This is a genomic window from Micromonospora fluostatini (genome assembly GCF_050410825.1).
Taxonomy (GTDB): Bacteria; Actinomycetota; Actinomycetes; order Mycobacteriales; family Micromonosporaceae; genus Micromonospora; species Micromonospora rosaria.
Genome location: NZ_CP191251.1, coordinates 1,525,723 through 1,550,563 on the forward strand (window position 1 = coordinate 1,525,723; position 24,841 = coordinate 1,550,563).

A 24,841-nucleotide genomic window follows, 5' to 3' on the forward strand; every position below is an offset into this window, starting at 1 on the left:
CCCGGTCCCCCGGCGGTGGCCGGCGGGTCACCCCTGTGTGTACACCTACGAGCGAGCGGTCGGCGGCGATGGACGGACAGCGGCACGGCGCGGTGCGTGACCCCGGCACGTCCGGTGGCGCCCCACCCGACCCGGCCGGCGGCGGTCCGGCCGCCGTCCGCCGGCCGGCCGGTGACCTGACCGGACGGCTGCTCACCGGCGGCGCGGCGCTGCTCTGCGCGGTGGTGGCGGTGCTCGCCGGGGTGGCGATGAGCGGCGGCAACCGGGTCGGCATGGTGCTGCCGCTGGCGCTGGCCGCCGGCCTGATCATCGGCGTGCTCGCGCTCACCCGCTTCGCGGCGTACGTGATGCTGATGCTCGCGGTGCGCTCCTGCGTCGACCTGTTCAAGCTCAGCGGGCCCACCGCCGGGCGGGCCGACGGCGGCGGGGCCGGCCGGATCATGGACCCGTCGACCCTGCTCGCCGTGCTCTTCCTGCTCGCCGCCGGGCTCTGGCTCGCCGCCCAGCTCCGCCGCGACGGGCGGCTGCGCACCTCCCCGCTGGGCGTGGCGATGCTGCTGGTCGGCGCGACCGGCCTGGTCGCCGCCCTGGGCGCGGCCCAGCCCGTGCCCAGCCTGCTGGAGGCGCTGCGGATCGGCACCGTCGTGGTGATGTTCGTGGTTTTGGAGCAGTTGATGCCGGACCTGCCGGCGGTCCGCCGGATCCTGCTCGCGGTGTACGCCTCGCTGGTCCTCGCGCTCGGCTACACCGTGCTGATGTCCCTGCTCGGCAGCCCGCCGGCCGAGGTCAAGGGCGGTTTCACCCGGATCAGCGGCCCGTTCAGCCAGTCCACCACCTTCGGCCGGTACCTGATGTTCATGGTGATCTTCGGGTTCGGCGTGTACCGGTTCCTGGAGCGGCGGCTGCGGGTCGCCCTCGGCACGCTGCTCGCCCTGTCGCTGGTGTTCCTGCTGCTCACCAACACCCGCAGCGCCATCCTCGGGGCGGCCATCGGGCTGGTCGTGGTCGCGGTGCTGCACCGCAGCAAGCGGATGCTGGTGGCGCTCTGCCTGGTCGGGGTCGTCGGCGCCGCGCTGCTGCCGTCGGTGGCGCAGCGCTTCGGGCAACTCGGCGACGCCACCGCCGTCGGCGGCGGCCCCACCGGCAACACCCTCGCCTGGCGGGTCGGCTACTGGTCGGAGATCGTCAGCCTGGCCAACCGCAACCCGGTCACCGGGGTCGGCCCGAACATGACCAAGTTCGAGGCCGACGAGGCGAAGAAGCCGCACAACGACTTCCTGCGCGCGTACGTCGAGACCGGGCTGCTGGGCCTGGGCGCGTACCTGGCGATGATGCTGCTCTGCCTGCACACCGGGCGGACGGCGCTGCGCCGGGCCCCGCCGGGCAGCCTGCAACGGGGTATCGCGATCGGCTTCCTCGGCTGCGCGGTCGCGTTCATCGCGGTCAGCGCGGCCTCGAACGTGATCTCGAACGTGGTCACGTTGTGGTACTTCGCGGCCTTCGCCGCCGCGGCCAGCGCGGTCGCGAGGGGCGCGGCACGCAGTGGGGCACCCACCCGGCCGGTGACGGTCGGGCGGAGCATCGGATGATCTACCAGACAGTGGGGAGCGCAAGGGTGGAGATCGTCGACTATCTGCGGGTCGCGCGGCGTCGACTCTGGATCCTGCTGGGGGTCCCGCTGGTCGCGGCGGCAGCGGCGGCGCTCGTCGTCCTGCTCGGCCCCGCGCGGTACGCGGCGACCTCGTACGTGGCGGCCCCGGCGCTGGTCGGCGGGGCCGCCGCGCAGCAGTACACCGGCACCCAGGCGGCGGCCCAGTTCGCGGCGGCCTTCGCCGCCGCCGTGACCTCTCCGCAGGTCGTCGACCAGGTCTCCGCCGACACCGGGGTACGCGCCGCCGACCTGCGCGCCGGGCTGAAGGTCACGCAGGTCGGCGCCAGCAGCCAGCTCACCGTGACGTACACCGCGACCGACCGGTCCACGGTCGCCCCGGTGCTGACCGCCACCGGGCAGCGCGCCCTGGCCTTCCTCTTCGCCAGCCAGGTCGGCATCGCCGAGAGCGAGGTGACGGCCGCCACCGACGAGCTGACCACCGCCACCAAGGCGATCGACGAGTGGGAGAAGACGAACAAGGTCCGCCAGCCGGACAGGCTGTACCAGGCGACCCTCCAGGAGATCGCCACCATGCGGCAGCAGCGGCTGCAGATGCAGGCGGTCGGCAACGGGCGGGGCGCCGCCGAGGCCGAGGAGGCGATCGCCGAGGGGCAGAAGCGCCTCGACGGGCTCGGCCCGAAGCTGCCCGAGTACCAGGCCCTGCTCGCCCAGCGGGACACCGCCAGCGGCGCCCTCGCCAACGCCCGGCAGGGCCTGCAACAGGCCCGGGCCCAGTCCCAGGCCGCCGACCCGGCCCAGGTGACCAGCGTCGGCGCGGTGGAGCCGGTCGACCGGACCCGGGCCCTGGTCAACCTGGTGCTGCCGGTGGCCGGCGCGGGCCTGCTGCTGGCCGTGCTGCTGGTCGCCGTGGTGGAGCAGCTCTCCCGCAACCGGGCCGTGGCCGCCGGGCGCGGCGGGGCCACCGGGCGGGCCACCCCCGTCCCGGCGCAGGTCGCCAGCCGGCCGGCGCGGGGCGGCAGCAGCGACGACACCGTCGTGCTGCCGGCGCTGACCGACCGGAACAACCGGCACCGGTAGGCCCACGGCGTGACAGACGATCCGAACCGGCCGGGGCCGGTGTCCCGGCCGGCCCCGCCCGACCGTACCGACGACCCGGGCAGCGGCGACCGGCACGTGCGGGGCATGGCCCGCGGCGGCGGCCTCAACCTGGTCGGTGCCCTGCTCAGCCAGGCCGCCGTCTTCGTGATCATGCTGCTGGTGGCCCGGCTGCTCGGCGTCCGGGAGGTCGGCCGGTACGCCCAGTGCTACGCGGTGCTGTCGCTGTTCGGGCTGCTGTCGCTCTCCGGCTTCCGGGCCGGGCTGACCCGCTTCGTGGCGGTGCACCTGGCCGACGACGACGCGCCCGCCCTGCGCGGCACCATCCGGCTGGGGCTGGGTGTCTCGGTCGCCTCCTCGGTGGCGCTCGCCGCCGGACTGGCCGCCGCCGCCCCGTGGCTCGCCGCGCAACTGCACGACCCGGGCCTGGCCACCGGCCTGCGCCTGGTGGCCCTGACGCTGCCCGCCACGACGATCACCGAGGCGGCCCTGGCGGCCACCCGGGGCTGGCGCACCCAGCGCCCGTTCACCTATATCGGCCAGCTCTACGAGCCCGGTACCCGGCTGCTGCTCACCACCCTGGCCCTGGTCACCGGCGCCGGCCTGACCGGCGCGTTCTGGGCGCTGGTGGTGGCCGGCTGGTCGGCGGCGCTGCTCGCCCTGGTCGCGCTGGCCCGGCTGCTGCGCCGGGTGGCGCCGGCCCGGCCGGTGTACCGCCCCCGGCAACTGTTCGGCTTCTCCACGGTGAGCTGGGCGTCCTCGCTCTCCTCCACCGGCCTGATCTGGGTCGACACCCTGCTGCTCGGCTTCTTCGCCAACCCCGAGATCGGCGTCTACAACGTCGCCACCCGGCTGGTCACCGTCGCCATCTTCGTGCTCGCCCCGATCAACGCCTCGTTCGGCCCGTACATCGCCTACCTGTACCACCAGGGGGCGATGGCCGACGTCCGCCGGGTCTACACGGTGGCGACCGGCTGGGTGGTCCGACTGTCGCTGCCCGCCTTCGTCGCGCTGCTGGTCATCCCCGGCGACCTGCTGCGGGTCTTCGACGGCCAGATCGCCACCGGGGCGGCGGTGACCGTGGTGCTCGCCCTCGGCCAGATGGTCAACGCGGCCACCGGCCCGTGCGGCACCGTGCTGAACATGTCCGGCCGGGTGGCGCTGAACATGGCCGACAACGTGGCCGCCCTGGTCATCAACGTGCTGCTGAACCTCTGGCTGATCCCGGCCTACGGCATCGTCGGCTCGGCGGTGGCCTGGAGCGTCTCCCTGGTCGTGGTGAACGTCGCCCGGGTCCTGCAGGTCCGGCACCTGATCGGCGCCCTGCCGTTCAGCGTCGGCATGCTCAAGGGGGTGGCCGCCGCCGGCGCGGCGGCCCTCGCCGGGCTGCTGGTCCGCGACCTGGTGCCGGGGTGGCCCTGGCGGCTGGCGGCCGGGCTCGTCGTGATCGCGGCGGTCTACCTGGCGGTGGTGCTGGCGCTGGGGCTCAGCAAGGAGGACGTGATGGTGCTGCGCACGCTGCGCCGCCGCCGGGGTCGCGGCGGCCCCCCGGCGGTGGACGGCACGGACCCGGCCCCGACCGGCGGCGCCCCGGCGGCCACGGGGGTGCCACGATGAGCGTGGACCGGCGCCGGGGCGGGGTGGACCGGCTGCGCCGGGTGGTCCGGGGCACCCGCGCCTGGGCCCGCGCGGCGTGGCCCGGCCCGACCGGGGCGCTGCCCGACTTTCTGATCATCGGGGGGCAGCGCTGCGGCACCACCTCGCTGCACGCCTACCTCGCCGCCCACCCGGACGTGCGCCCCGCCACCGGCAAGGAACTCCAGTTCTTCAGCGTGCACCACGGCCGGGGCGAGCGGTGGTACCGGGCGCACTTCCCGCCCCCCGTCGCCGGGCGGCTGACCTTCGAGGCGAGCCCGTACTACCTGTTCCACCCGAGCGTGCCGGCCCGGGTCGCCGCGCTGCTGCCGCAGGCGCGGTTCGTGGCGCTGCTGCGTGACCCGGTGGAGCGGGCGTACTCGCACTACCTGCACAGCCGCTCGTACGCGCAGGAGCCGCTGGGGTTCGCCGAGGCGCTCGCCGCCGAACCCCAGCGGCTGGCCGAGGCGCTGCGCGACGGGCCGGACACCACGGCCGCCCACCACGCGCTGCGCACCTACTCCTACGCGGCCCGGGGCCGGTACGCCGAGCAGCTCGACCGCTGGTACGCCCACCTGCCCGCCGACCGGCTGCACGTGGTGCGCAGCGAGGACCTGTACGCCGACCCGGCCGGCGAGTACGCCACGATCCTGCGCTTCCTCGGGCTGACGCCCTTCACCCCGGGCGCCTTCGCCCGGCACACCCGTCGCGCCGACCGGGGCCCCACCGAGCTCACCGACGAGGTACGGGCGCGGTTGCGGGTCGAGTTCGCCCCGCACAACGCCCGCCTCGCCGACCTGCTCGGCTGGCCGCGTACCTGGTAGCGCCACCGCCCCCGCCCCCGTCCACGGCGGCGGGCGGGCGGTGGTGGGTGGCGCGGTCCTTTCGAGCTGCCCCCACGGACGGGGGCGCCCCGCGAGGCCCTGCTCGGGGCCTGCCAACGGTGCGGGGCGGTGGGCGGGCCGGTGGGTGGTCCCGTGCGGGCGCGTGCGGGGGCGTGTCCGAGCGGGGGCGGGCCGGTGGGTGGTTCCCGGCCCGGGCGGGAGCGCGGGTGGTCCTGTGTGCGGGGCAGCTCGACAGGACGGCCGACAGAACACCACGGTCGGCTCCCCGTGCCGGGTCCGCGCTGTCACCGGCGCCCCGCCCCGGTCGTCGACCGGAAGCGGGATGCCGGGTGCGGGGTGCGGCGTCGGCGCCTAGCGGATGGGGGAGAGGATGCTGGCCGGGTCGCCGGTGCCGCGGAGCAGCACCGGTGCGGAGCCGACGCTCACCGCGCCGGACCGGGCCGCCGAGGCGGTGCCGAGCTTGTCGTTGGTCAGGCCGGGGGCGGCCGGCACCGACACCGTGGCGTCGGACGACGACCAGACCACCAGGGTGCTCTCCGTCCCGCGCCGGAACGCGACCCCGACCAGCCCCTTGTCGGCCACCGGCTCGACGGTGGCGTCCCGGGCCGCGACCGCCAACTCGGCCATCATCGCGCCGGCCAGCCGTTCGGTGCCGTCCGGGTCGAGCAGGCCGTAGCGCACCTCGGAGCCGGCCCGGTTGTTCGGGTTGTAGCCCAGCGGCAGCCAGAGCACCTGGTCGATGCCGCCGGCCACCAGTTGGCTGACCGTCTTGACCATCTCGTCGCTGCGGGAGGCGGCGTCCCCGTCGCCGTCGCGCCAGAACTGGCCGACCTCCCACGCCTGCGTCGGCACCCCGGCCGGGGTCTCCGCGCGCAGGTAGTCCAGCAGCACCGGCACCGCCGCGAAGTGCTCGTAGTAGTGCAGTTGCCGCACGTCGACGACCCGCTCGTCGAGCAGTTGCTCGGTCGCGGCGAGGAACTGGAGGTTCCGGGAGTTCTGGTCGTTGGCCAGCGCGGTCCGCAGCCCGGCCCCGTCGGTCACCGCCGGGATCTTCTGGCCCCGGGTGCCGATCCGGCGCACGAAGTACGCCTGGTAGGCGGCCACCGCCCCGGCCTCGTCCCCGGCCGTGAGCAGCCGGTCGGCGACGCCCATCCCGTACGCCACGCTGCTGATCCCGGAGTCGACGACCTTCGCCTGCGGGTCGGCCGCCCGGATCGCCTCGGCGGCCGAGGCGACCAGCCGCTTGTAGTCCTCGGGGGTGCCCGCCCAGTACTGCGGCGCGTTGACCTCGTTCTCGATGGCGAACTGGCGCACCCCGTACGGCACGTACCGCTTCACGATGTCGGTGACGAAGGCCTGGTACGTCGCCATGTCCAGCGGCATCGCCGACTCGGTCTTGTTGGCCTGCCCCCGGGTGAACTGCGGCGTGCCGCCGGTGGCCCAGCACACCCCCGTCCGGATCTTGATGTGCAGGGTGATGTCGAGGTCCCGGCTGCGCTGCGCGATCCGGTCCAGCGCCGCGTAGTCGCGGTTGCCCTGGGTCGGCTCCATCGCGCACCAGGTGATCTCCTGGTACGTCGCCGAGCCGGAGATCTTCTCCAGGTACGGCTTGAACTGCTCGTAGCGGGACCAGTCCCAGTGCGCGCCGAACGGGTTCGGCACGCTCGGCGGGCCGGCCGGGGCGGGTCCCGCCGTCGGCCCGGTGGTCGGGCCGGAGGCGTCCGGCGCGGCGGACGTCGGCGCCGGGTCGGGCGTCGGCTCGGGGTCGCTGGAGCAGGCCGTGGCGGTCAGCGCGACGACGAGGGCGCCGACCAGCAGCCGGGCCGCCCGCGACCCGGGCCGGCGCCTCACCGGTACCCCAGTTCGCGCAGCATCCGCCCGGAGAAGACCCGGGCCAGCACCCGCAGGAACGGGTCCAGCTCCCGCCGGTACGTGCCGACCCGCGACTCGTAGATCGAGGCGTCGGTGCCGGCGGCGGCCCGCCGCCGGTCCGCCTCCACGGTGTACTTGCCGGCCACGTCGTGCGGCTTGTCACCGTAGTCGAGGGCGCCGGGCTCCCACGGCTCGCCGAGGAACTCGAACAGGGTACGCATGGTCTTCTCCGGTTCCCGGACGGTGTCCTCGTAGCGCAGTTCCAGGTACCGGCCGGCGGGCAACCGGGCACCCGAGGCGCGGGCGGTCCGGATGTACCGGGGCCACTTCACCACGCACTTCACCGCCGACCAGTAGCCGAACCGCTTGCGGTGCGACACGACCACGTCCCGGCCGTCCCGGATCACGTGCACGAACTGCGCGTCGGGGAAGACCTCGGCGAGGAAGTCGATGGAGAGCGCGTACAACGGGGTCTTGTCCGCCCAGCGGGTCTTGCCCCGGGACCGGGCGTAGTCGGCGTGCACGCCGCCGAAGAAGTCGGCGATCCGGCGCAGCCAGTCCTCCCGGGGGAGGCCGAACCGGGCCAGCCGCTCCCAGTCCCGGCCGACGATGCGCTGCATGTCGGTGAGGAACCGGGTCTCCGGGCCGCAACTGATCCGCGAGTGCGAGTCGAGCACCAGGCGCAGCATCGTGGTGCCGGAGCGCTGGCAGCCGACCAGGAAGATCGGCCCGTCGCGGCGGACCGGCGCGGCCTGCGTGTCCGGGGTCGGGTCCTCAGCCATGCTCCACCGCCCCCTGCCGCACGGGTCGTCCTCCGGTCGTCGTGTCGGGTCGGGCCAGCGCGTCCAGCCGGTCGGTCAGGTCCGCGCAGAGCGCCCGGACCCGCCCGTCGATCGGCAGCGGGTCCCGGCGCGGGGTACGGGCCTCGACGTGCGCGTGCAACGCCGGGTCGTACGGCAGGTCGAGGAAGGCGCAGAGCCGTCGGGTGTACCCGGCCGGCTCCGCCACCAGCGCGTCGTACGAGCAGAGCAGCACGTCGGCCCGGTCGGCCAGGCCGAGGCTGAGTACCAGCGAGTTGCGCAGGTACCAGAACAGCGCGGCGGCGGTGTGCGGGGTCATCCGGTCGTAGTCGAAGGAGGCGACCAGCTCGCGGGCCGCCCCGTCCAGCCGTTGCCCCTGCCACCGGTCGCCGATCGTGCCGTCGGCGACGGCCCGCAACGCCCGCAGGTTCGCGTCGCCGAACTTCGCCACCTCGGACCGGGCCCGGTCGTCCACGTCCCGGTACGCCCACAGCGCCCGCCCGGGGGCCAGCCCCGGCAGGGCCAGCAACTCGTCCACCCGGTGGCTCTGGCACAGCGGCTTGACCAGCACGTACCGGTGCCGGCTGCGGCGCAGCACCGCGGTGACGACGGCGTCGGGGCGCAACTGGAACCGGTGGAACACCCGCCGGTCGTTCTCGTTGCGCACCTCGACCGAGGGCAGCGCGTCCAGCCCCCGGGTCAGCATGTTCGTGCCGGACCGTTGCAGGCCGACCAACCAGACCGGCACGGCCGCGCCGGGCGGCACCGGGTTGGCCCGCCGCCACCGCCGCTTGGCCAGCGCGGTGCCGATCCGCTCGACCGGGTCGAGCCGGTCCTCCTCGACCAGCCGCCGGATCCCCTCGGTACGGGCCCAACGCAGGTGCCGCACCACCCGTCGGGCGGTGTAGGCGAGAGCCGACGGCTTGTCGGGGTCGGCCACCGGAACCTCCTCGGCCGCGACTGTCTGGGGCGCAGCACACGCTACCGGGCGGAGATCCTGCCTGGCCACGTGGCCGTGCGGCCACCTGAAGATCAGCCGTGTGGTCAGTTGGCGGCCCTGATCTGGACTCATCCGTCCGGTTTGCATAGCGTGGGCCCCTGGCCGGCCCCGCCGGCCACCCGATCCATCCGACCACCCCGGCACCCACCCCAGAAACGGGCCTGCCCGCAGGCCGTCTTCGGAGCAGGCTCATGCGTGTCCTCCATGTCAACAAGTTCCTCTACCGACGCGGCGGCGCCGAGGGCTACCTGCTCGACGTCGCCGAGCTGCAACGGGGCGACGGGGACGAGGTCGCGTACTTCGGCATGGACCACCCCGAGAACGACACCCCGACGCCGTACACCCGGCACTTCCCGCCGCTGGTGGAGCTGGACCCGGCGCCGCGCGGGCTGCGCCCGCGCGCCTCGGCGGCGGCGCGGATGGTCTGGTCGCCGGCCAGCCGGCGCGGCCTGGCCCGGGTGATCGAGGACTTCCGCCCCGACGTGGTGCACCTGCACAACATCTACCACCAGCTCTCCCCGTCGGTGCTGGCCGCGACCCGGGTGGCCCGGGTGCCGGCGGTGATGACCCTGCACGACTACAAGCTGGCCTGCCCCAGCTACCAGATGCTCGACCGGGGGCGGGTCTGCGACGCCTGCGTGACCGGAGGGCCGCTGCGGGCGGCCCGCCGCCGCTGCAAGGACGGCTCGCTGGGCGCCAGCTCGCTGCTGGCCGTGGAGTCCTGGCTGCACCGGCTGACCCGGGCGTACGGCCCGGTGCAGGCGTTCGTCAGCCCCAGCCGGTTCCTCGCCCAGGTGATGACCCGGGCCGGCGTCTTCCCGGACCGGATGCACGTCGTCCCGCACTTCGTCGACGTGGCGGCCACGGCGGTGAAGCAGACCCCGGGCGGGGGCGTCGTCTTCGCCGGCCGGCTCTCCCCGGAGAAGGGCGTCGACGTGCTGATCGAGGCGGTCGCGCAGCTCAGCGCCGAGGTGGTGCTCGACGTGGCCGGCGACGGCCCGGCCCGCGCCGACCTGACCGAACTGGCCCGCCGGCGGGCCCCCGGGCGGGTCCGCTTCCACGGCCGCCTGGACAAGGCCCGCCTGCAGGACCTGGTCCGCTCGGCGGCGGTGGCGGCGGTGCCGTCGCGGTGGAACGAGAACCAGCCGATGGCGGTGCTGGAGGCGTTCGCCTGCGGCGTGCCGGTGGTCGCCACCGATCTCGGCGGGCTGCCCGAGCTGGTCACCCCCGGTGTCGACGGGGAGGTGGTCGCCGCCGACGACCCGGCCGCGCTCGCCGCCGGGCTGCGCCGGGTGCTGGCCGACCCGCAGCGGGCGTACCGACTGGGCCGGGCCGGGCGGGACCGGATCGAGCGGGACTTCAGCCCGCAGGCCCACCTGTCCCGGCTGCGCGAGGTGTACGCCAGCGCCGGCCGCCGGATCGGGGTGCCCGCGTGAGTCCACCCGTGCGGGTGCTCTACCTGGCCGGCAGCGGTCGCAGCGGCAGCACCCTGGTCACCAACGTCCTCGGTCAGTACGACGGCGTCCTCGCCGCCGGTGAGCTGCGGTACCTGTGGCAGCGCGGCGAGGTGGACAACCGCCCCTGCGGCTGCGGCCAGCCGTTCCGCGACTGCCCGCTGTGGCGTGAGGTGCGCCGGGAGGTGCCGGTGGAGCGGGCCGGCGCGATCGCCGCCGGGCTGCGCGGCCGGCTGCGGATGCGCGGGGTGCCCGCGCTGCTGCGCCGGGTCCGCGCCGGCCGCCGTCCGGTGGACCCGCACCCCGACGACGCGGTGCTGACCGACCTGTACGCCGCCGTGGCCCGGCACGCCGACGCCCGGGTGGTGGTCGACTCGTCGAAGCTGCCGCCGTACGGCGCCCTGCTGGGCGCCCTGCCCGGCATCGACCTGCGGGTGCTGCACGTGGTCCGGGACCCCCGGGCCACCGCCTTCTCCTGGCGTCGCCGCCGGGGCCTGGACGGCGTGGCCGACCAGCGGCTGATGAGCCGGCCACCGGTGTGGAAGGCGGCGCTGCTCTGGTCGGTGTGGAACGCCGTCACCGCCCGGATCTGGGCCGGTGACGGCGAGCGCTACCTGCGGGTGCGGTACGAGGACCTGACCGCCGACCCGGCCGGGACGCTGGCCCGGATCGCCGCGTTCGCCGGGATCGAGCCCGGGGCCGGGCCGTTCGCCGACCCGGCCACGGTCCGGCTGGCCCCCACCCACTCGGTGGCGGGCAACCCGTCGCGGCACCGGACCGGCCTGGTGCCGATCCGGGTCGACGACCAGTGGCGGCAGGGCCTGTCCCGGTGGTCGTACGCGGTGGTGACCGCGCTGACCGTGCCGGGCCTGCGCCGTTTCGGCTACCCGGTGCGCCGGGCGGCCCAGAGCACGGAGGTCGGGTCGCGGGGTGTCCCGGTCGGCGCGCCGGCCGGGGACGAGGAGGGCTGAGAGAGATGTTGTCGCTGGTGGTGGGGACAGGGCGGTGCGGCTCGACCCTGGTGCAGGAGCTGCTCTCCCGGCACCCGGAGGTCGGGTTCGTCTCCGGGGTCGACGACAAGCTGTCCCGGCTCAACCTCACCGGTCGGTTCAACGGCCCGCTCTACCGGCGCTCCGCGCCCCGCCCGTCCGGCATGACCTCCCTCGCGCACGCCCGCCGGCTGCTGGAGAAGGGGCGGCTGCGGGTCGCCCCGTCCGAGGCGTACCGGTTGCTGGACCGGCACGTGGTGGCCGGGTTCTCCCGCCCCTGCCGGGACCTCACCGCCGACGACCTCACCCCGTTCGTGGCCCGGCGGCTGCGGGCCTTCTTCGACAGCCGGCTGGCGCGGCAGCGCTGCCGGATGCTGCTGCACCACGTCACCGGCTGGCCGCGTACCGGGTTCCTCCGGGCCGCGTACCCGGACCTGCGGGTGGTCAACGTGGTGCGCGACGGCCGGGCGGTGACCAACTCGTGGCTCCAGATGGGCTGGTGGGACGGGTGGCAGGGGCCGGAGAACTGGTTCCTCGGGCCGTTGCCCACCGACCTGCGGCAGGAGTGGGAGGAGTACGACCGCTCGTTCCCGGTGCTCGCCGCGCTCGGCTGGAAGCTGCTGATGAACCGCTTCGTCGAGGCCCGTGCCGCGCACCCGGAGCAGCAGTGGCTGGACGTGCGCTACGAGGACCTGGTGGCCGACCCGCGCGGGGAGGTCGCCCGGATGCTCGACTTCCTCGGGCTGGAGTGGAGCCCGGCGTTCGAGCGCGGCTTCGGGCGGTACCGCTTCGAGGGCGGCCGGCGGGCCGCGTACCACGACGAGCTGAGCCCCGGCCAGCTCGCCGCCGTCGAGCGGGTGCTCGACAAGCCGTTGCGGGAGTGGGGTTACCGGGGCTGACCTGCGCGCCGGCCGGGTGCGCGGGGAGCTGACGGGGTCGAAGCCGGCCGGTGAATTTTCCTACAGGTGCAGATGGCGCAGGGGGACCCCGGCTCGTAGCCTCACCAGCCTGAGAACCCCCACAAGGAGACACTGCATGGCTGGAATGAGAAGGCCCTGGCGCAGGGGACTCGCGGTCCTCTCCGTGACGGCCCTCGCCGTCCTCGGCGTTTCGCCCCAGGCGGTGGCGGCGGACGAGCCGCCGACGATCGTCGTCACCGACGGCGTCACGCAACCGGTGTTCGGCTACGCCGACGCCATCCGGGAGCGCCTCTTCGTCGAATCCACCTTCGACAGCGACAAGGACGGCCTGCGCGACATCATCGCGTTCGACGTCATGCGGCCGAAGGCGACCGAGGACGGACTGAAGGTCCCGGTCGTGATGGACGCCAGCCCGTACTACACGACGCTGTGCCGGGGCAACGACTCCGAGTGCAAGATCGACGTCGACGGCGACGGGCTGCTGGACCAGTGGCCCCTGTGGTACGACAACTACTTCGTCCCGCGCGGCTACGCGGTGATCCTGCTGGACATGGTCGGCACCGGCAACTCCACCGGTTGCCCCACGACCAACGCCAAGGAGGACAACATCTCCGCCAAGCAGGCGATCAACTGGCTGAACGGCCGGGCCACCGCCCGCAACGCCGCCGGTGAGATCGTCAAGGCGGACTGGCACAACGGCAAGTCCGGCATGATCGGCAAGTCGTACGACGGCTCGCTGGCCATGTCCACCGCGGTGACCGGGGTGAAGGGCCTGACCACGATCGTGCCGATCGGCGGCCCGACCGAGTACTACGACTACGTCCGCAGCAACGGCGTGGTCACCCGGGGCAACAGCTACGTCTCCTACCTGGCGAACGTGGTCACCAACCCGGACCGGCGCGAGTACTGCAAGCCGGTGCGGGACGCCATCGGCGCGGCCGACGGCGACGAGCACGGCGACTACACCTCCTTCTGGAACGAGCGCAGCTACGTCAAGAAGGTCCCGAACCAGACCGCCAGCGTGCTGCTCTACCACGGCATCAACGACGACAACGTCCGCGCCGACCACATGAGCAAGTACTGGTACGCCCTCGCGGAGAACGACGTCCCGCGCAAGCTCTGGATCTCCCAGGAGGGGCACGTCGACCCGTTCGACTCCCGCCGGGAGGTGTGGGTGAACACCCTGCACCGCTGGTTCGACTTCTGGCTGCAGGGCATCGCCAACGGCATCATGGACGAGCCGCGCCTGGACATCGAGCGGGCCGCCGACGTGTGGGAGACCCACGCCGACTGGCCGATCCCGGGCATGGCCCAGACCGAGATCTTCCTGCAGCCCGGCACCACCGGGGCCGGTGGGCTCAAGCTGGTCCCGACCGCCAAGCCGGTGACCGCGGGCTTCCAGGACCACCGGACCCAGTCGCAGAACACGATGATCAACAACCCGGACGTGGTACAGCCCAACCGGCTGGCCTTCCTGTCCGAGCCGTTGACCGCGCCGCTGCACGTCTCCGGCACCCCGACCATGCAGATCCGCGCCGCCGCCGACCAGGCCGACACCAACTTCGGCGTCATCCTGGTCGACTACGGCACCGACGAGCGGGTCGCCCACCGGGCCTCCGGTGAGGGCATCATCACCCTCGACACGGTGGACTGCTGGGGCCTGGGCAGCCAGCACGACGACCCCTGCTACCGGCAGACCGTCAAGCGGGTCGCCACCGCCGACCAGGAGCTGGTGACCAAGGGCATCATGGACGCCCAGAACCGGATCTCGCTGCGCCAGTCGGTGCCGCTGGTGCCGGGTGAGAGCTACAACTTCACCTGGCCGCTGCTGCCCGAGGACTACGTCTTCAAGGCCGGTCACCGCATCGGCGTGATCCTGGTGGCCAGCTACCCGCAGTACTCCAGCCAGGCCGACACCACGCTGGCGAACATCACGGTGAACCTGAAGAGCAGCAAGATCATCCTGCCCGTGGTCGGCGGCACCGCCGCCGCCCACGCCGCCGGACTCTGATCCGCGCCTGCTGACCGGCCGGGCCGGTGGCGACCTCTCGGGGGGTCACCACCGGCCCGGACCCGTCCCGGGGTCCCACACTGACTGGTCGCTCACTCCGACCGGACCCTGCCGCGACCGGCCGAGGCGGCGTCGGATAGGAACCTGACATGCCCCGTTACCTGCTCTTCCCCGGCCGGCACCACCTGTTGACCCGGTTCCAGGCCGAGTACCTGCGCCGCCTGACCGCCGCCACCGACGCCGCCACCGACGCCGACGGCGCCGGCGACGGGCCCGCCGACGGGGTCACCGTGGTCTGGGCGGTCACCTCCGCCAACCACGAGAACACCCGGCGCAACCCCGTCCCGTACCACCGGCGGGAGGCGGCGATCGAACGGTTCAGCCTGCTCGCCGGGCTCCGGTCGGTGGTGGTCCCGGTCTTCGACACCGCGCCGACCGACCGGTTCGCCGAGGTGACCCTGAAGACCGTCGCGGCGGCCACCGGCCTGGAGCTGACCCCGGCGCGGACCGTGGTCGCCTGCTCCACGCCGGAGGTCGCCGCCATGTACACCCGGCTGGGCTTCCCCATCGCCGGGGTGGAGGCCGACGTCGAGCCGCCGCCCGCCCGGCCCTGGGACGTGCTGCTGCGGCTGGCCGCCGACGACCCCACCTGGCGGGACCTGGCCCACCCGGCGACCGTCGACGTGTACGCCCGGTACCGCCTCGACGACCTGGTGCGCTCGGTGGTCAACGACCCGCTGGTCGGCGACGAGGGCGGGCTGACCGCCACCCGCGACTACCGCACGTACGCCGAGGCCTTCGCCGACGCCGCGCAGCGCAAGTGGGACGCGGTCCGGGAGCACGTCCGGCCCGGCCGGATCGTCGACGTCGGCTGCGGGGCCGGGGCGGTGCTGGAGCGGGCCGACCGGGAGCCGGCGCTGCGGGAGAGCGACCTGATCGGCGTCGAGGTGGCCCGGCACCTCTACGAGGAGTGCGTGCACAAGAAGGCGCAGGGCTTCTTCACCAACCCGAACGTCTTCTTCTACCGCCGCAACGTGCTCGGCGGGGCGGTCTTCGCGCCCCGGTCGGTGGACACCACCCTGACCTTCGCGCTGACCCACGAGATCTGGTCCTACGGGGACCGGCTGGCCTCGCTGCGCCGCTTCGTGCAGGCCATCTACGACCACACCGTACCCGGCGGAGTGTGGATCAACAGCGACGTGTGCGGGCCGGACGGCCGGGACCGGACGGTACGGCTGCGCCTGTCGGACACCGACGGCGTCAACCCGACCCACCCCCGTACCGACCTGGCGGAACTGCCCCCGGCCCGGGCGGCGGCGTACGTGTCCGGCCTGTCCACCCGGGCCCGCCTCGACCAGTTCGCGGTCGACGTCACCTTCCCGTTCGGCTACCGCGCCGTCGCCGACGACGTGGTCGAGTTGACCCTCGGCGCGGCGATGGACTTCCTCACCCGCAAGGACTACACCGACAACTGGCTGTCCGAGACCCGGGAACAGTTCTGTGGCCTGGAGTACGCCGACTGGAAGGGGCTCCTCGCCGACGTGGGCTTCGAGGTCGACGCCGCCAGCGGCACGTCCCGCAACGAGTGGATCGTCACCAACCGGCTCGCCCCGGTCGCCGCCCTGACCACCCCCGACGGCGTCGCCCTGGACTGGCCCGTCACCCATGTCCTGCTGGTCGCCCGCCGCCCGCTCAACACCTGACCCGCCGCCGGCGCGCGGCTCAATCCCCGGCGGCCGTGCCCACCCGGCGCGGGAACCGCCCGGCTAGGGACGTTCGGCGCGGACGATCGCCCGGCAGCCGGCGGCCAGCAGGAGACCGGCGCCGGTGGCCAGCACCGGCAGCCCGATCCCGAACGGCATCCCGGCGACCGGGTTCAGCGCGCTCCGTTCACCGACGGCGCCGAAGCTCGCGGCCACCACGGCCAGGCTGAAGACCAGGGTGCCGACCCCGGCGACCACCCCGGTCATGGCTGCGGGCACGCTGTCGCCGGCCCAGAAGCTCACCACGACCGCGAGCAGGATCCAGGCGAACGTCCACAGCGTCCACCCACCCCCGGTGCTGAGGCTGGCGTACTCCCACCCCGAGTACCACCACTGGTACCTCGGGGACTGCTTGAACCACGGCAGCAGGTAGCCGCCCAGCGCGATCAGGGCCGCCGTGAGCATCACGCCGTCCAGGGCGATGCCGCCGGGCCGCTCGGGCCGCCGTCCCGTACCGCCGCTCTGCTGTGCCACGCCCGCATGTTAGCCACCCCGCGCAGCCCGCCGCCCCGTCCGCAGGACGACAGGGCGGTCGGAGCGGGGCGGGGGTCGGGGTCAGTCGGCGGGCAGCCAGGACTGCCAGGCGTCGGGGTTGGCGTCCAGCCACTTCCTGGCCGCCTCGTCGCGGGACAGCTTGTCCACCGTGAGGTAGCGGGCCACCTCGTTCTGGTCGGCGTTGGTCCACTGGAAGTTCTTCACCAGTTCGGCGGCGGGGTTGCCCGACTCGGCGAACGCCCGGTTGGCGATCTTGTCGAGGTCGTACGGCTGGTAGTCGCAGGCCACCTTCTCCGGCACGGCATCGCAGCCGGGGGAGTACGGGGGCAGCTTGACGTGCACCAGGTCGACCTCGGCCAGGAACCACTGCGGGGCGTAGAAGTAGCCGATCGCCGCCCGACGGTTCCGCTCCGCCTCCCGGAACGCCTCGATCAGCTTGTCCTCGCTGCCGGTGACGCTGATGGTGAAGTCCAGCTTCAGGTTGCGGATCAGCGCCCGGTCGTTGGTCTCGTAGGAGGGGTCGCCGAGCAGGAACGCGCCCTTGCCCCCCGAGGTGGGGGTACGGAACAGGTGGGCGTAGTCGTTGAGCTTGCGCCAGTTGGTGATCTCCGGGTACTGCTCGACCACCCACGGGGTGACGTACCAGCCGACGACCCCCTGGTTGCCGGTCATGCCGTGCTCGACGGCCACCCGCTCCTCGTCGATGTACCGCTTCTTCAGCCCGTCCCGGCCCCAGTTCTCCAGGATGGCGTCGACCTCACCGGCGGCGAGCGCCTCCCAGGCCTCCTCGGCGGTGAGGTCCTTCTCCACCACCGTGCAGTCCAGCCGGGTCTTGGCCAGGTAGCTCACCACGGCGAGGTTCGCCTCGTACCCGATCCAGGGGCTGTTCGCGAAGGTCACCGTGCCGCACGGCACGCCGGTCGGCAGACCGGGCGCGGCGACCCGCGGCTCGACCTCGATCGCGCAGCCGGCCAGCGCCAGGACGGCCGTGCCGGCCAGCGCCACCGCCCGGATCCAGCGTGCTGTCTGCATCGCTCCTGTTGTCCTCTCTCGTTGCCCGGTGTCCCGGGTGGGGCCGTCCCCCGGTGCCCGGGGCCCCGGTCACCGGGCGTGCCCGGCCCGGGCGAGGCGCTGGATCAGCACCACCTCGGTGAGCGCGACCAGTACCTGCTTGACCGACTCCCGGTTGCGCGCGTCGCAGTCGACGACGATCACGCCGTCGTCCACGCCGAGCGCCTCCCGGACCTCCGCCAGGTCGAACCGCCGGGCCGCGGCGAAGTTGTTGACCGCCAGCAGGAACGGGATCCGGTGGTCCTCGAAGTAGTCGATGGCGGGGAAGCAGTCCTCGATCCGGCGGGTGTCGACGAGGACGACGGCCCCCAGCGCGCCGTCGACCAGGTCGTCCCAGAGGAAGGCGAACCGGTCCTGGCCGGGCGTACCGAACAGGTACATCAGCAGCGTCTCGTCGAGGCTGATCCGGCCGAAGTCCAGGGCGACCGTGGTGGTGGTCTTGGCCGCCACCCCGGTGGTGTCGTCGACACCCACCGAGACCTCGGTCAGGTCGGCCTCGGTGACCAGCGGCTCGATCTCCGAGATCGCGCCGACGAAGGTCGTCTTGCCGACCCCGAAACCACCGCTGATGACGATCTTCACAGCGGTCGGCGCGGTGACGGGGCTAGAGGGCGCGTACACGGTCCCGGATCCTCTCGATCATGGCGACGGAGAGCTCGCCCTGTTCCTCACGTCGCAGGTAACCATCGGTCAGCAGGTCGGCCACCAGCACCCGGGTCACCCCGAGCGGCACCTGCAACGCGACCGCCACGTCGGCCACCGAGGTGGGCCGCTGGCACAGCTCGACGATGCGGCGGGCCTCGAACCGCAGGGGCGCCGACAGCGCCGCCGGGCGGGCGGACAGGATCGTCTCGACCCGCAGCCCGTCCTGGACCGGCCGGGTACGCCCACCGGTGAGCAGGAACGGGCGGACCACCGCGTGGTCCTCGGGCAGCTCGACGGCCTCCGGGGGCCGCTGCTCGACGGCCGGCTCGGGGGGCGGGGGCGCGGGTGTCCAGTGCGGGATCATCCGTGGGTCGGGCAGGCGGGGGCCAGGGTCGGTCACTGGGGCAGCATCCGTCTCGACTCGGAGATCAGGGCCGGGGTCAGCATCCCGCCGAACCGCTCGGCGAGCAGGGATATCTCGTACCCGACCAGCCCCAGGTCGCACCCGCCGTCGGCGAGCACCCCGAGGCAACTGCCGTCACTGATCGCCGACACCAGCAGGAAGCCCCGCCGCATCTCGATCATGATGAGCTTGAGCCCGTCGAAGTCGTACTTGCGCGACGCGGTGCGGGCCAGGCTCGCCATGCTGGACACGATCGCCGCCAACTGGTCGCCGGCGCCCCGGTCGAGCCCCGCCGAGGTGGCTATCAACAGGCCGTCGGAGGAGACGGCGACGGCGTCGCGTACCCCGTCGGTCTGCCGGACGAAGTTCGCCAGCAGCCAGTTGAGTTGGTGTGGGTCGGCGTGCGTATCAACCGTCACGTGTCCTCCAAGGCTCGGTCGCGGCGTCGTCGCCGGCTCCGGTCGTCGGTGTCGACGTTGCGTCCTGACCGCGGCGTACCCCGGCCCGCAACGCGGTCAGCCGGTTGCGGACCTCCGACGGGGAGCCCTCGATCGGGGCCGGGCGCTGCTCCGGTGTGGACGGGGCGGCCGGCGGCTCCTGCCCGCCCGGCTGCGGCCGTCGCTCGCGGGGCAGGCGCTTGCGGAGGCCGTTCGCGGTGACGGCCGGGGTGGCCGGGGCGGGGGAGACCGCCGTGGTACCGGCGGCGGTGGAGGAGGTCACCACCGGGTGCGGGGCCGTCGGCGTCCCGGTGGCGAGCAGCCGGGCCGGCACCGGCGGACCGCCGGCGCTGACCTGCCCGGACACCGGCGCCGGATGGCTGCCGATCGCGCGCGGCGGCCGGGCCGACGCCGGGGGCCCGGCCGGTGCCGTGGCCCGGGTCGGCGTGGCGGCGATGGTGGCCGGCTGCGCGGCACCGATGGCGGCCGTGCCCGGTTCCTGGGTGGCCGACGAGGTCAGGACGCTGTTCGGCAGCAGGACCCGGGCGGTCACGCCGGTGACCGGTGACGGCGCGAGCTGGACCTCGATCTCCAGGTCGCGGGCGAGCTGCCCGACCACGTGATGCCCGAGGTACCGGGTCGGGGCCGACACGAAGTCGACCTCACCGGCCAGCCGGGCGTTGGCCCGGGCGAGATCCTCGGCGGACATGCCGATGCCCTGGTCGGTGATGGCGATCAGGTACCCCTCGGCGCTGCGGCGACCCTGGATCTCCACGTCGGAGTCGGGCGGTGAGAAGGTCAGGCCGTTCTCGATCAGCTCGGCGAGCATGTGCGCCACCGCGCTGACGTGCGCGCCGACCACGAAGGTCTCGTCGATGCGGCGCAACTGGACCCGCCGGTACTCCTCGACCTCGGAGATGGCGGCCCGGATCACGTCGCCGATCGGCAGCGGCGTCACCCACTGGCGGGGACCGCCGGCCCCCACCAGGACCAGCAGGCTCTCCGCGTTCCGCCGCATGCGGGTGGCCAGGTGGTCCAGCTCGAAGAGGTTCGCCAGCCCCGCCGGGTCGGTCTCCTCCCGCTCCAGCTTGGTGATGAACCCGAGCTGGCGGCGCAGCAGGTTCTGGTTGCGGCGGCCCAGGTTCGCCAGCGAGTCGGTGGTGCTGCGGCGGAGCATCGCCTGCTCGGCGGCGAGGTGGAAGGCCACCGACTGCACCTGGTTGAGGGCGCCGGCCACCGACCGGACCTCCGACGTGGACCGGGGTGGCACCTGGATCGGGTCGGGAGGATCGGGCGTCTGCTCCTCCGTGCCGGTCTGGACCTCGCGGACGGCGGCGGGCAGCCGGTCGGTGGCCAGGCGGTTCGCCTCGTCGGCCAGCACCGCCAGGGGACGGGTGATCGACCGGGAGGCGATGACGAGCAGGGCGATGGCGCCGGCCAGGAACAGGAGCACCACGATGGTGGTCACGACGATGCGTCGGGCGGACTCGTTTCGCCGCTCCTCGGCCCGCGCCTCGATCTCGGAGCCGACGTGCTGCTGCATCTGGCGCATGCCGTCGAGGACGGTGGTCAGGGACGACCACCACGACTGCGGGTTGACCTGCATCCGGCGGCCGTCGGCGCTGTTCAGCGCGATCTGCTCGAAGTGGTCGGCGACCCGGGCGGCGCCGGTGTCCAGGACGTAGTCGTTGGCCGCCCGCTCCCCGGGGGTGGCGGTGTCGGCGAAGTCCGCCAGGGCGGCGTTGCGGCTCGCCCGCATCTCGGCGAACTGGAGGAACTCGCCCCGGGCGAAACCACCGGCGGAGAAGACGCCGTTGAGGAAGGCCCGCTTCTGGGCGGTGCTCTCCTTGATCCTGTTCACCGCGTCGAGAGTGGCCACGTGGGAGCGCAGCTCGGGGTCGGTGACCGTGCCGAGTCCGAAGTCGATCCGGTCGAGGGTGGCGATGCGCTCGGTGAAGAAGGCGAACGTCGCCGCCCGTCCGGCGCTGCCGTCGTCGGTGCCGGCCCGGACCACGGGCAGGCCGTCGAGTTCGCGCAGCGCCGCGCCGACCCGGTCGGCCACCGTACCGCCGCCGGTCACGACGCGCTCCACCGACTCCCGCCGCTCGTCGACCCGGTGCCGGGTCGGCGCGAGCTCGGCGCGGAAGTTGTCGTTGCCGCCGAGCAGGGCGGCGGTGACGCCCCGCTCGGTCTGCAACTCCTGGGTCAGCTCCTGCACGGCGAGCGCGATGGTCACCGACCGGCTGGCCGTGGTCGCCGCCCGGTAGTCGGCGAGCTCGATGTACGTGACGTAGCCGAGCAGCAGCAGGACGGCCACCGAGGGCAGGGCGATGATGCCGACCAGCCGGCTGCGGATCGTGCCGCCCCCGTCGCCGGTGATCGTCGGGAGCCCGAGTGCCGTACGGAGACCGGACTTCTGTGTGGACACGCAGTCTCCCAACACCGAGGGCACGGGTGGGCCCGACCGATCGGTGCCCGCGAGTTGATCAAACGTAATCTTGCGGCATTTCCGCTGCTCCGCAACCCTTCCGGCGGATCTTGTCCGTCTGGTCGACGTTCGTCACCGGATGGGCATCGGGGACGGGGACGTCTGCCGGAAGAGTTCCGGAAACCACATCTCCTCTCGGAGACTGTGCCCGCTCGGTCCACTACGGACCGCGACCGGGCGGACCGCACCGGGGTACGCCCGGTGCGCGGTCACCGACCGGCCGCCCTCCGGTCCCGCGCGGCTGCGGCGATCCGGTGTCACCCGCCGAGGTTGTCGGTGCCGCCGGTGAGCACCTGGTGGACGGTGTCGACGGCCTCGCGGATGCGACCCGCCTGCCGGTAGCAGAAGGCGAGGTCGGCGCGGATGGTCAGGGTGTGGGGGTGGAACTCGCCGAGGATGTCGACGCTGTCGGTGAGGGCCCGTCGGTACAGGTCGATGGCCTCGCGGCTGCGGCCCGCCTGCTGGTAGGAGCCGGCGAGGTTGGCGCGGGCCATCAGCGTGTCGGGGTGCCGCTCGCCGAGGATGTCGACGCGATCGGCGAGGACCTGTTCCTCCAGGTCGATGGCCTCGCGAACACGGCCCGCCCGCCAGTAGCAGTGGGCGAGGTTGCCGCGGGCACTCAGCGTGTCGGGGTGCCGGTCGCCGAGGATCTCGACGCAGTCGGTGAGGATGCTCCGTTCGATCAGGTCGATGGCCTCGTGGATGCGGCCTGCCTGCGCGTGGCAGAGGGCGAGGTTGGCGCGGGCGGTCAGGGTGTTGGGGTGGCGGTCGCCGAGGATGTGGCTGCTGTCGGTGAGGACCCGTTCGTACAGGCGGATGGCCTCGTAGGTGCGGCCCGCCTCCCGGTAGGCGTTGGCGAGGTTGGCGCGGGCCATCAGGGTGTCGGGGTGCCGGTCGCCGAGGACGTGGCCGCTGTCGGTGCGGACCCGTTCGAACAGGTCGATGGCGTCACGGGTGCGGCCCGCCTCCCGGTAGGCGCCGGCGAGGTTGACGCGGACCATCAGCGTGTCGGGGTGCCGCTCGCCGAGGATGTCGACGCGATCGGCGAGGACCTGGTCGAGGAGGTCGACGGCCTCGTGGATGCGGCCTGCCTGCCGGTAGGCGTTGGCGAGGTTGGCGCGGGCCGTCAGGGTGCCGGGGTGGCGGTCGCCGTGGATGACGACGTCGTCGGCGAGGACCTGTTCGTGCAGGTCGATGGCCTCGCGGGTGCGGCCTGCCTGCCGGTAGGCGTTGGCGAGGTTGGCGCGGGCCGTCAGCGTGTGCGGATGACGGTGGCCGAGGATACGGATGGCGGTGTCCGCCGTGGTGCGCCAGTAGGCGGCGGCGGTGGCGTGCAGGCCGGCGTTCAGGAGGCTCCGGCCGGCCTGGTAGAGCACCATGTGTGCCTCGGGATGCCACAGCGCGTCGCCGGTGTGGGAGGACAGGACGGCCGTGTTGGCGCGCAGCGCTTCGGGCAGGCCGTGCACGGCATGGTCGATGGCGGGCCAGATCTCCATCAGCGCGTCGGCGGCGGCGTGCGCCACCGTGGTCAGGTCGTCGAGGGTGTCCCGCACGGCCCGGGCGGTCAACGCGTGGATCCGGACCGCTCGCGGCCCGGGGGAGGTCTCCTCGACCAGGCCGAAGCGGTGCAGGAGCCGCATCGCCCTGCGCGCGTGTTCGGCCGTCACGTCCTGATCGGCGCTCCCGTCGGGGCGACTCCCGGCGAGATACCGGGTGACGGCGCTGCTGGTCCAGATGCTGTCGGGATGCCCGGCGGGGTCGAGCAGGGCGGCCAGGGCGAGGGCCGGGCGAGCCAGCCCCGGCGGGGCGGCGGCGTCGGCGGCGTCCAGCGCCAGCAGCAGGGTGACCGCCACCGGTCGGCCGTACTCGTCCGGGTCGATGTCGGCGGGCATGAGGTCGGCCAGCCGCCGCTCGCCGTCGCGGTAGCGGTCCAGGTAGGTGGTGCAGGTCTCGTTCTGTTGCACGAGGTACGCGGCGGCGTGGGACAGCGCCAGCGGCAGGTACCCCAGCGCGTCGGCGAGTTCGCCGGTCGGATCGAGCCGGTGGGCGTAGCCGGCTTCGGTGAGTCGTTGGGTCAGGTACGCCGTCGCCTCCGGTGGCGTGTAGGTGTCGACGGGGATGGCACGGCGGCCGGCACTGGTCAGGGTGACATCCCGGAGGCGGGTGGTGGCCAGCGTCCAGCCCTTCCGGTGGCGGGGCGGCCACCAGCCGCTCAGCCGGGCGGGGTCGGTGACGTCGTCCAGCACGATCAGCCAGGACCGGTCGGTGGTGTGCAGCCAGTCCAGGAAGCACCGGGCTGCGGTGGCCGGGTCGGCACCCACCGCCCCGGGGGCCTGGACGCGGACGGCGGCGGTGGCGTAGCTGGTGACGAGCTGGTCGGGGGTGCCGGCGTCGACCCACAGGACCAGGTCCGTGGTGCGGTCGGCGAGCGCGTCGTGGGCGATCGCGGCGGCGAGCTGCGACTTGCCCACGCCACCGATCCCGGCCAGCAGATGCGCGGTGTGCTGCTGCGTGAGGACGACATCGGCACCGAGGTGCCGGGCCGCCTCGATCCGGTCCCGCAACCCGGTCCGGGGCTGGAACGCCGACGCCAGCGGTGGCACCGTGCCCACCCGCAGCGGCCAGGACGGTGGTGGCGCGGGCGGCAGGTGCTGGTGGAAACCACCCTGGATGGTCCCGCTGTTGGCGAACGCGCCGTGGCTGGCGGTGGCGGGGCCGGTGTGGGTGGCCGAGTTCCCGCCGGGCCGCGCCGACTCCGGGGGCTGGGAGACGGTCACTGCCGGCTGGTCACCCCGGAGTTGGCGGTCGAGCCGGGGCCGTGCGCGGTGGCCGCCCCGGTCCGGTACGCACGGGCCGGTCGACCGCTGCCACCGGCCCGTACGCCGGTGTTGGCCCGGCCTCCACCGGTCGCGGTGGCGGCACCGGTCTCCTCGGCCTGGTCGGGCCCGGTCGCGGTCGGGGTTTCCCGGGGCCGTGTCGGCAGCAGGTACGGGGCCATCAGCGCGGCCAGGGCGACGATCACGCTGACACAGCCGGCGACCATGTTGGCCCTGGCCAACTCGACGGAGGTCAGGTAGCCCACCAGCGCGAGGACGACGGCCGCGCAGACGAGGCGGCCAGCCCAGATCCATCGCGGGCTGCGGTGCGGCATACGCGTGTCACCCCTTGTCGACGTCGGAGTCACTGACCGATGACGCTCACAGGGTACGACGACCGGCTGACACGTCCGCCCCGGTGCCGACTGTCCACGGGCGTCGTGGTCGGGGAACGGGACCGGGGGGTGGGTCCGGCACGCCGGACCCACCC

General features: G+C 73.8%; 20 protein-coding genes. 9 read left to right on the forward strand and 11 right to left on the reverse strand.

Features of this window, described 5'->3' with window-relative positions:
- The first annotated feature begins 68 nt into the window (after nucleotides 1–68).
- Genes ACQUFX_RS06435 through ACQUFX_RS06450 form a run of 4 tightly spaced genes read left to right on the forward strand, consistent with a single transcriptional unit; the run spans nucleotide 69 to nucleotide 5,166 of the window.
- Nucleotides 69–1,589: an O-antigen ligase family protein gene (locus ACQUFX_RS06435; RefSeq protein WP_428965104.1), complete on the forward strand. Its 1,521-nt coding sequence runs from the start codon at nucleotides 69–71 to the stop codon at nucleotides 1,587–1,589.
- The gene (locus tag ACQUFX_RS06440; protein WP_428965105.1) at nucleotides 1,586–2,689 is read left to right on the forward strand and encodes a Wzz/FepE/Etk N-terminal domain-containing protein; all 1,104 of its coding nucleotides are present in this window, start codon (nucleotides 1,586–1,588) and stop codon (nucleotides 2,687–2,689) included. Before ACQUFX_RS06435 ends, ACQUFX_RS06440 begins: the two co-directional genes overlap by 4 nt.
- 9 nt (nucleotides 2,690–2,698) lie before the next feature.
- Nucleotides 2,699–4,324, forward strand: coding sequence for a flippase (locus ACQUFX_RS06445; RefSeq protein WP_428965106.1), 1,626 nt, complete (start codon nucleotides 2,699–2,701; stop codon nucleotides 4,322–4,324).
- Nucleotides 4,321–5,166 carry a sulfotransferase family protein gene (locus tag ACQUFX_RS06450; protein ID WP_428965107.1) on the forward strand — a complete coding sequence of 282 codons (846 nt, stop codon included), beginning with the start codon at nucleotides 4,321–4,323 and terminating at the stop codon, nucleotides 5,164–5,166. The genes ACQUFX_RS06445 and ACQUFX_RS06450 overlap by 4 nt, the downstream gene beginning before the upstream one ends.
- A gap of 372 nt (nucleotides 5,167–5,538) precedes the next feature.
- Here ACQUFX_RS06450 and ACQUFX_RS06455 read toward each other — a convergent pair whose 3' ends face one another.
- The 3 genes from ACQUFX_RS06455 to ACQUFX_RS06465 are packed head-to-tail and all read right to left on the reverse strand — an operon-like array spanning nucleotide 5,539 to nucleotide 8,799.
- Nucleotides 5,539–7,038: a hypothetical protein gene (locus ACQUFX_RS06455; protein ID WP_428965108.1), complete on the reverse strand. Its 1,500-nt coding sequence runs from the start codon at nucleotides 7,036–7,038 to the stop codon at nucleotides 5,539–5,541.
- Nucleotides 7,035–7,841 carry a sulfotransferase family protein gene (locus ACQUFX_RS06460; RefSeq protein WP_428965109.1) on the reverse strand — a complete coding sequence of 269 codons (807 nt, stop codon included), beginning with the start codon at nucleotides 7,839–7,841 and terminating at the stop codon, nucleotides 7,035–7,037. Before ACQUFX_RS06460 ends, ACQUFX_RS06455 begins: the two co-directional genes overlap by 4 nt.
- Nucleotides 7,834–8,799 carry a hypothetical protein gene (locus tag ACQUFX_RS06465; RefSeq protein WP_428965110.1) on the reverse strand — a complete coding sequence of 322 codons (966 nt, stop codon included), beginning with the start codon at nucleotides 8,797–8,799 and terminating at the stop codon, nucleotides 7,834–7,836. Before ACQUFX_RS06465 ends, ACQUFX_RS06460 begins: the two co-directional genes overlap by 8 nt.
- A 251-nt stretch (nucleotides 8,800–9,050) precedes the next feature.
- On the opposite strand from ACQUFX_RS06465, the gene ACQUFX_RS06470 reads away from it, so the two are divergent.
- The 5 genes from ACQUFX_RS06470 (at nucleotide 9,051) to ACQUFX_RS06490 (ending at nucleotide 15,936) form a co-directional block, all read left to right on the forward strand.
- Complete coding sequence (locus tag ACQUFX_RS06470; RefSeq protein ID WP_428965111.1) at nucleotides 9,051–10,295, forward strand: glycosyltransferase; 1,245 nt, start codon at nucleotides 9,051–9,053, stop codon at nucleotides 10,293–10,295.
- Nucleotides 10,292–11,284, forward strand: coding sequence for a sulfotransferase family protein (locus ACQUFX_RS06475; protein WP_428965112.1), 993 nt, complete (start codon nucleotides 10,292–10,294; stop codon nucleotides 11,282–11,284). Before ACQUFX_RS06470 ends, ACQUFX_RS06475 begins: the two co-directional genes overlap by 4 nt.
- Before the next feature lie 5 nt (nucleotides 11,285–11,289).
- Complete coding sequence (locus ACQUFX_RS06480) at nucleotides 11,290–12,201, forward strand: sulfotransferase family protein (RefSeq protein WP_428965113.1); 912 nt, start codon at nucleotides 11,290–11,292, stop codon at nucleotides 12,199–12,201.
- Between the two features lie 136 nt (nucleotides 12,202–12,337).
- Entirely contained in the window at nucleotides 12,338–14,233 is a 1,896-nt protein-coding gene (locus ACQUFX_RS06485; RefSeq protein ID WP_428965114.1) for a CocE/NonD family hydrolase, read from the forward strand.
- 149 nt (nucleotides 14,234–14,382) lie between these two features.
- On the forward strand, nucleotides 14,383–15,936 hold the full coding sequence (locus tag ACQUFX_RS06490) for a class I SAM-dependent methyltransferase (protein ID WP_428965115.1): 1,554 nt from the start codon (nucleotides 14,383–14,385) through the stop codon (nucleotides 15,934–15,936).
- Nucleotides 15,937–15,999: 63 nt separating this feature from the next.
- Here ACQUFX_RS06490 and ACQUFX_RS06495 read toward each other — a convergent pair whose 3' ends face one another.
- From ACQUFX_RS06495 to ACQUFX_RS06530, 8 genes are all read right to left on the reverse strand, one after another.
- Nucleotides 16,000–16,470 carry a hypothetical protein gene (locus ACQUFX_RS06495; RefSeq protein ID WP_428965116.1) on the reverse strand — a complete coding sequence of 157 codons (471 nt, stop codon included), beginning with the start codon at nucleotides 16,468–16,470 and terminating at the stop codon, nucleotides 16,000–16,002.
- 81 nt (nucleotides 16,471–16,551) lie between these two features.
- Nucleotides 16,552–17,523, reverse strand: a complete 972-nt coding sequence (locus ACQUFX_RS06500; RefSeq protein ID WP_428965117.1) for a glycine betaine ABC transporter substrate-binding protein — start codon at nucleotides 17,521–17,523, stop codon at nucleotides 16,552–16,554.
- Nucleotides 17,524–17,592: 69 nt separating this feature from the next.
- Nucleotides 17,593–18,183, reverse strand: coding sequence for a GTP-binding protein (locus ACQUFX_RS06505; protein ID WP_428965118.1), 591 nt, complete (start codon nucleotides 18,181–18,183; stop codon nucleotides 17,593–17,595).
- Nucleotides 18,167–18,607, reverse strand: a complete 441-nt coding sequence (locus tag ACQUFX_RS06510; RefSeq protein ID WP_428965119.1) for a DUF742 domain-containing protein — start codon at nucleotides 18,605–18,607, stop codon at nucleotides 18,167–18,169. Before ACQUFX_RS06510 ends, ACQUFX_RS06505 begins: the two co-directional genes overlap by 17 nt.
- Nucleotides 18,604–19,029: a roadblock/LC7 domain-containing protein gene (locus ACQUFX_RS06515; protein ID WP_428965120.1), complete on the reverse strand. Its 426-nt coding sequence runs from the start codon at nucleotides 19,027–19,029 to the stop codon at nucleotides 18,604–18,606. The genes ACQUFX_RS06510 and ACQUFX_RS06515 overlap by 4 nt, the downstream gene beginning before the upstream one ends.
- Nucleotides 19,019–21,427, reverse strand: coding sequence for a sensor histidine kinase (locus ACQUFX_RS06520; RefSeq protein ID WP_428966877.1), 2,409 nt, complete (start codon nucleotides 21,425–21,427; stop codon nucleotides 19,019–19,021). Before ACQUFX_RS06520 ends, ACQUFX_RS06515 begins: the two co-directional genes overlap by 11 nt.
- A gap of 365 nt (nucleotides 21,428–21,792) precedes the next feature.
- A complete protein-coding gene (locus tag ACQUFX_RS06525; RefSeq protein WP_428965121.1) occupies nucleotides 21,793–24,312 on the reverse strand; it encodes a tetratricopeptide repeat protein in 2,520 nt (839 codons plus the stop codon).
- The gene (locus ACQUFX_RS06530) at nucleotides 24,309–24,686 is read right to left on the reverse strand and encodes a hypothetical protein (RefSeq protein WP_428965122.1); all 378 of its coding nucleotides are present in this window, start codon (nucleotides 24,684–24,686) and stop codon (nucleotides 24,309–24,311) included. The genes ACQUFX_RS06525 and ACQUFX_RS06530 overlap by 4 nt, the downstream gene beginning before the upstream one ends.
- Nucleotides 24,687–24,841: the final 155 nt, after the last annotated feature.

Excerpts from the sequence above, each read along its gene's own strand:
- ACQUFX_RS06500 (WP_428965117.1), bottom strand. The coding sequence starts at position 17,523 with ATGCAGACAGCACGCTGGATCCGGGCGGTGGCGCTGGCCGGCACGGCC.
- ACQUFX_RS06440 (WP_428965105.1), top strand. The coding sequence starts at position 1,586 with ATGATCTACCAGACAGTGGGGAGCGCAAGGGTGGAGATCGTCGACTAT.
- ACQUFX_RS06490 (WP_428965115.1), top strand. The coding sequence starts at position 14,383 with ATGCCCCGTTACCTGCTCTTCCCCGGCCGGCACCACCTGTTGACCCGG.
- ACQUFX_RS06530 (WP_428965122.1), bottom strand. The coding sequence starts at position 24,686 with ATGCCGCACCGCAGCCCGCGATGGATCTGGGCTGGCCGCCTCGTCTGC.
- ACQUFX_RS06470 (WP_428965111.1), top strand. The coding sequence starts at position 9,051 with ATGCGTGTCCTCCATGTCAACAAGTTCCTCTACCGACGCGGCGGCGCC.
- ACQUFX_RS06435 (WP_428965104.1), top strand. The coding sequence starts at position 69 with ATGGACGGACAGCGGCACGGCGCGGTGCGTGACCCCGGCACGTCCGGT.
- ACQUFX_RS06480 (WP_428965113.1), top strand. The coding sequence starts at position 11,290 with ATGTTGTCGCTGGTGGTGGGGACAGGGCGGTGCGGCTCGACCCTGGTG.
- ACQUFX_RS06485 (WP_428965114.1), top strand. The coding sequence starts at position 12,338 with ATGGCTGGAATGAGAAGGCCCTGGCGCAGGGGACTCGCGGTCCTCTCC.
- ACQUFX_RS06450 (WP_428965107.1), top strand. The coding sequence starts at position 4,321 with ATGAGCGTGGACCGGCGCCGGGGCGGGGTGGACCGGCTGCGCCGGGTG.
- ACQUFX_RS06460 (WP_428965109.1), bottom strand. The coding sequence starts at position 7,841 with ATGGCTGAGGACCCGACCCCGGACACGCAGGCCGCGCCGGTCCGCCGC.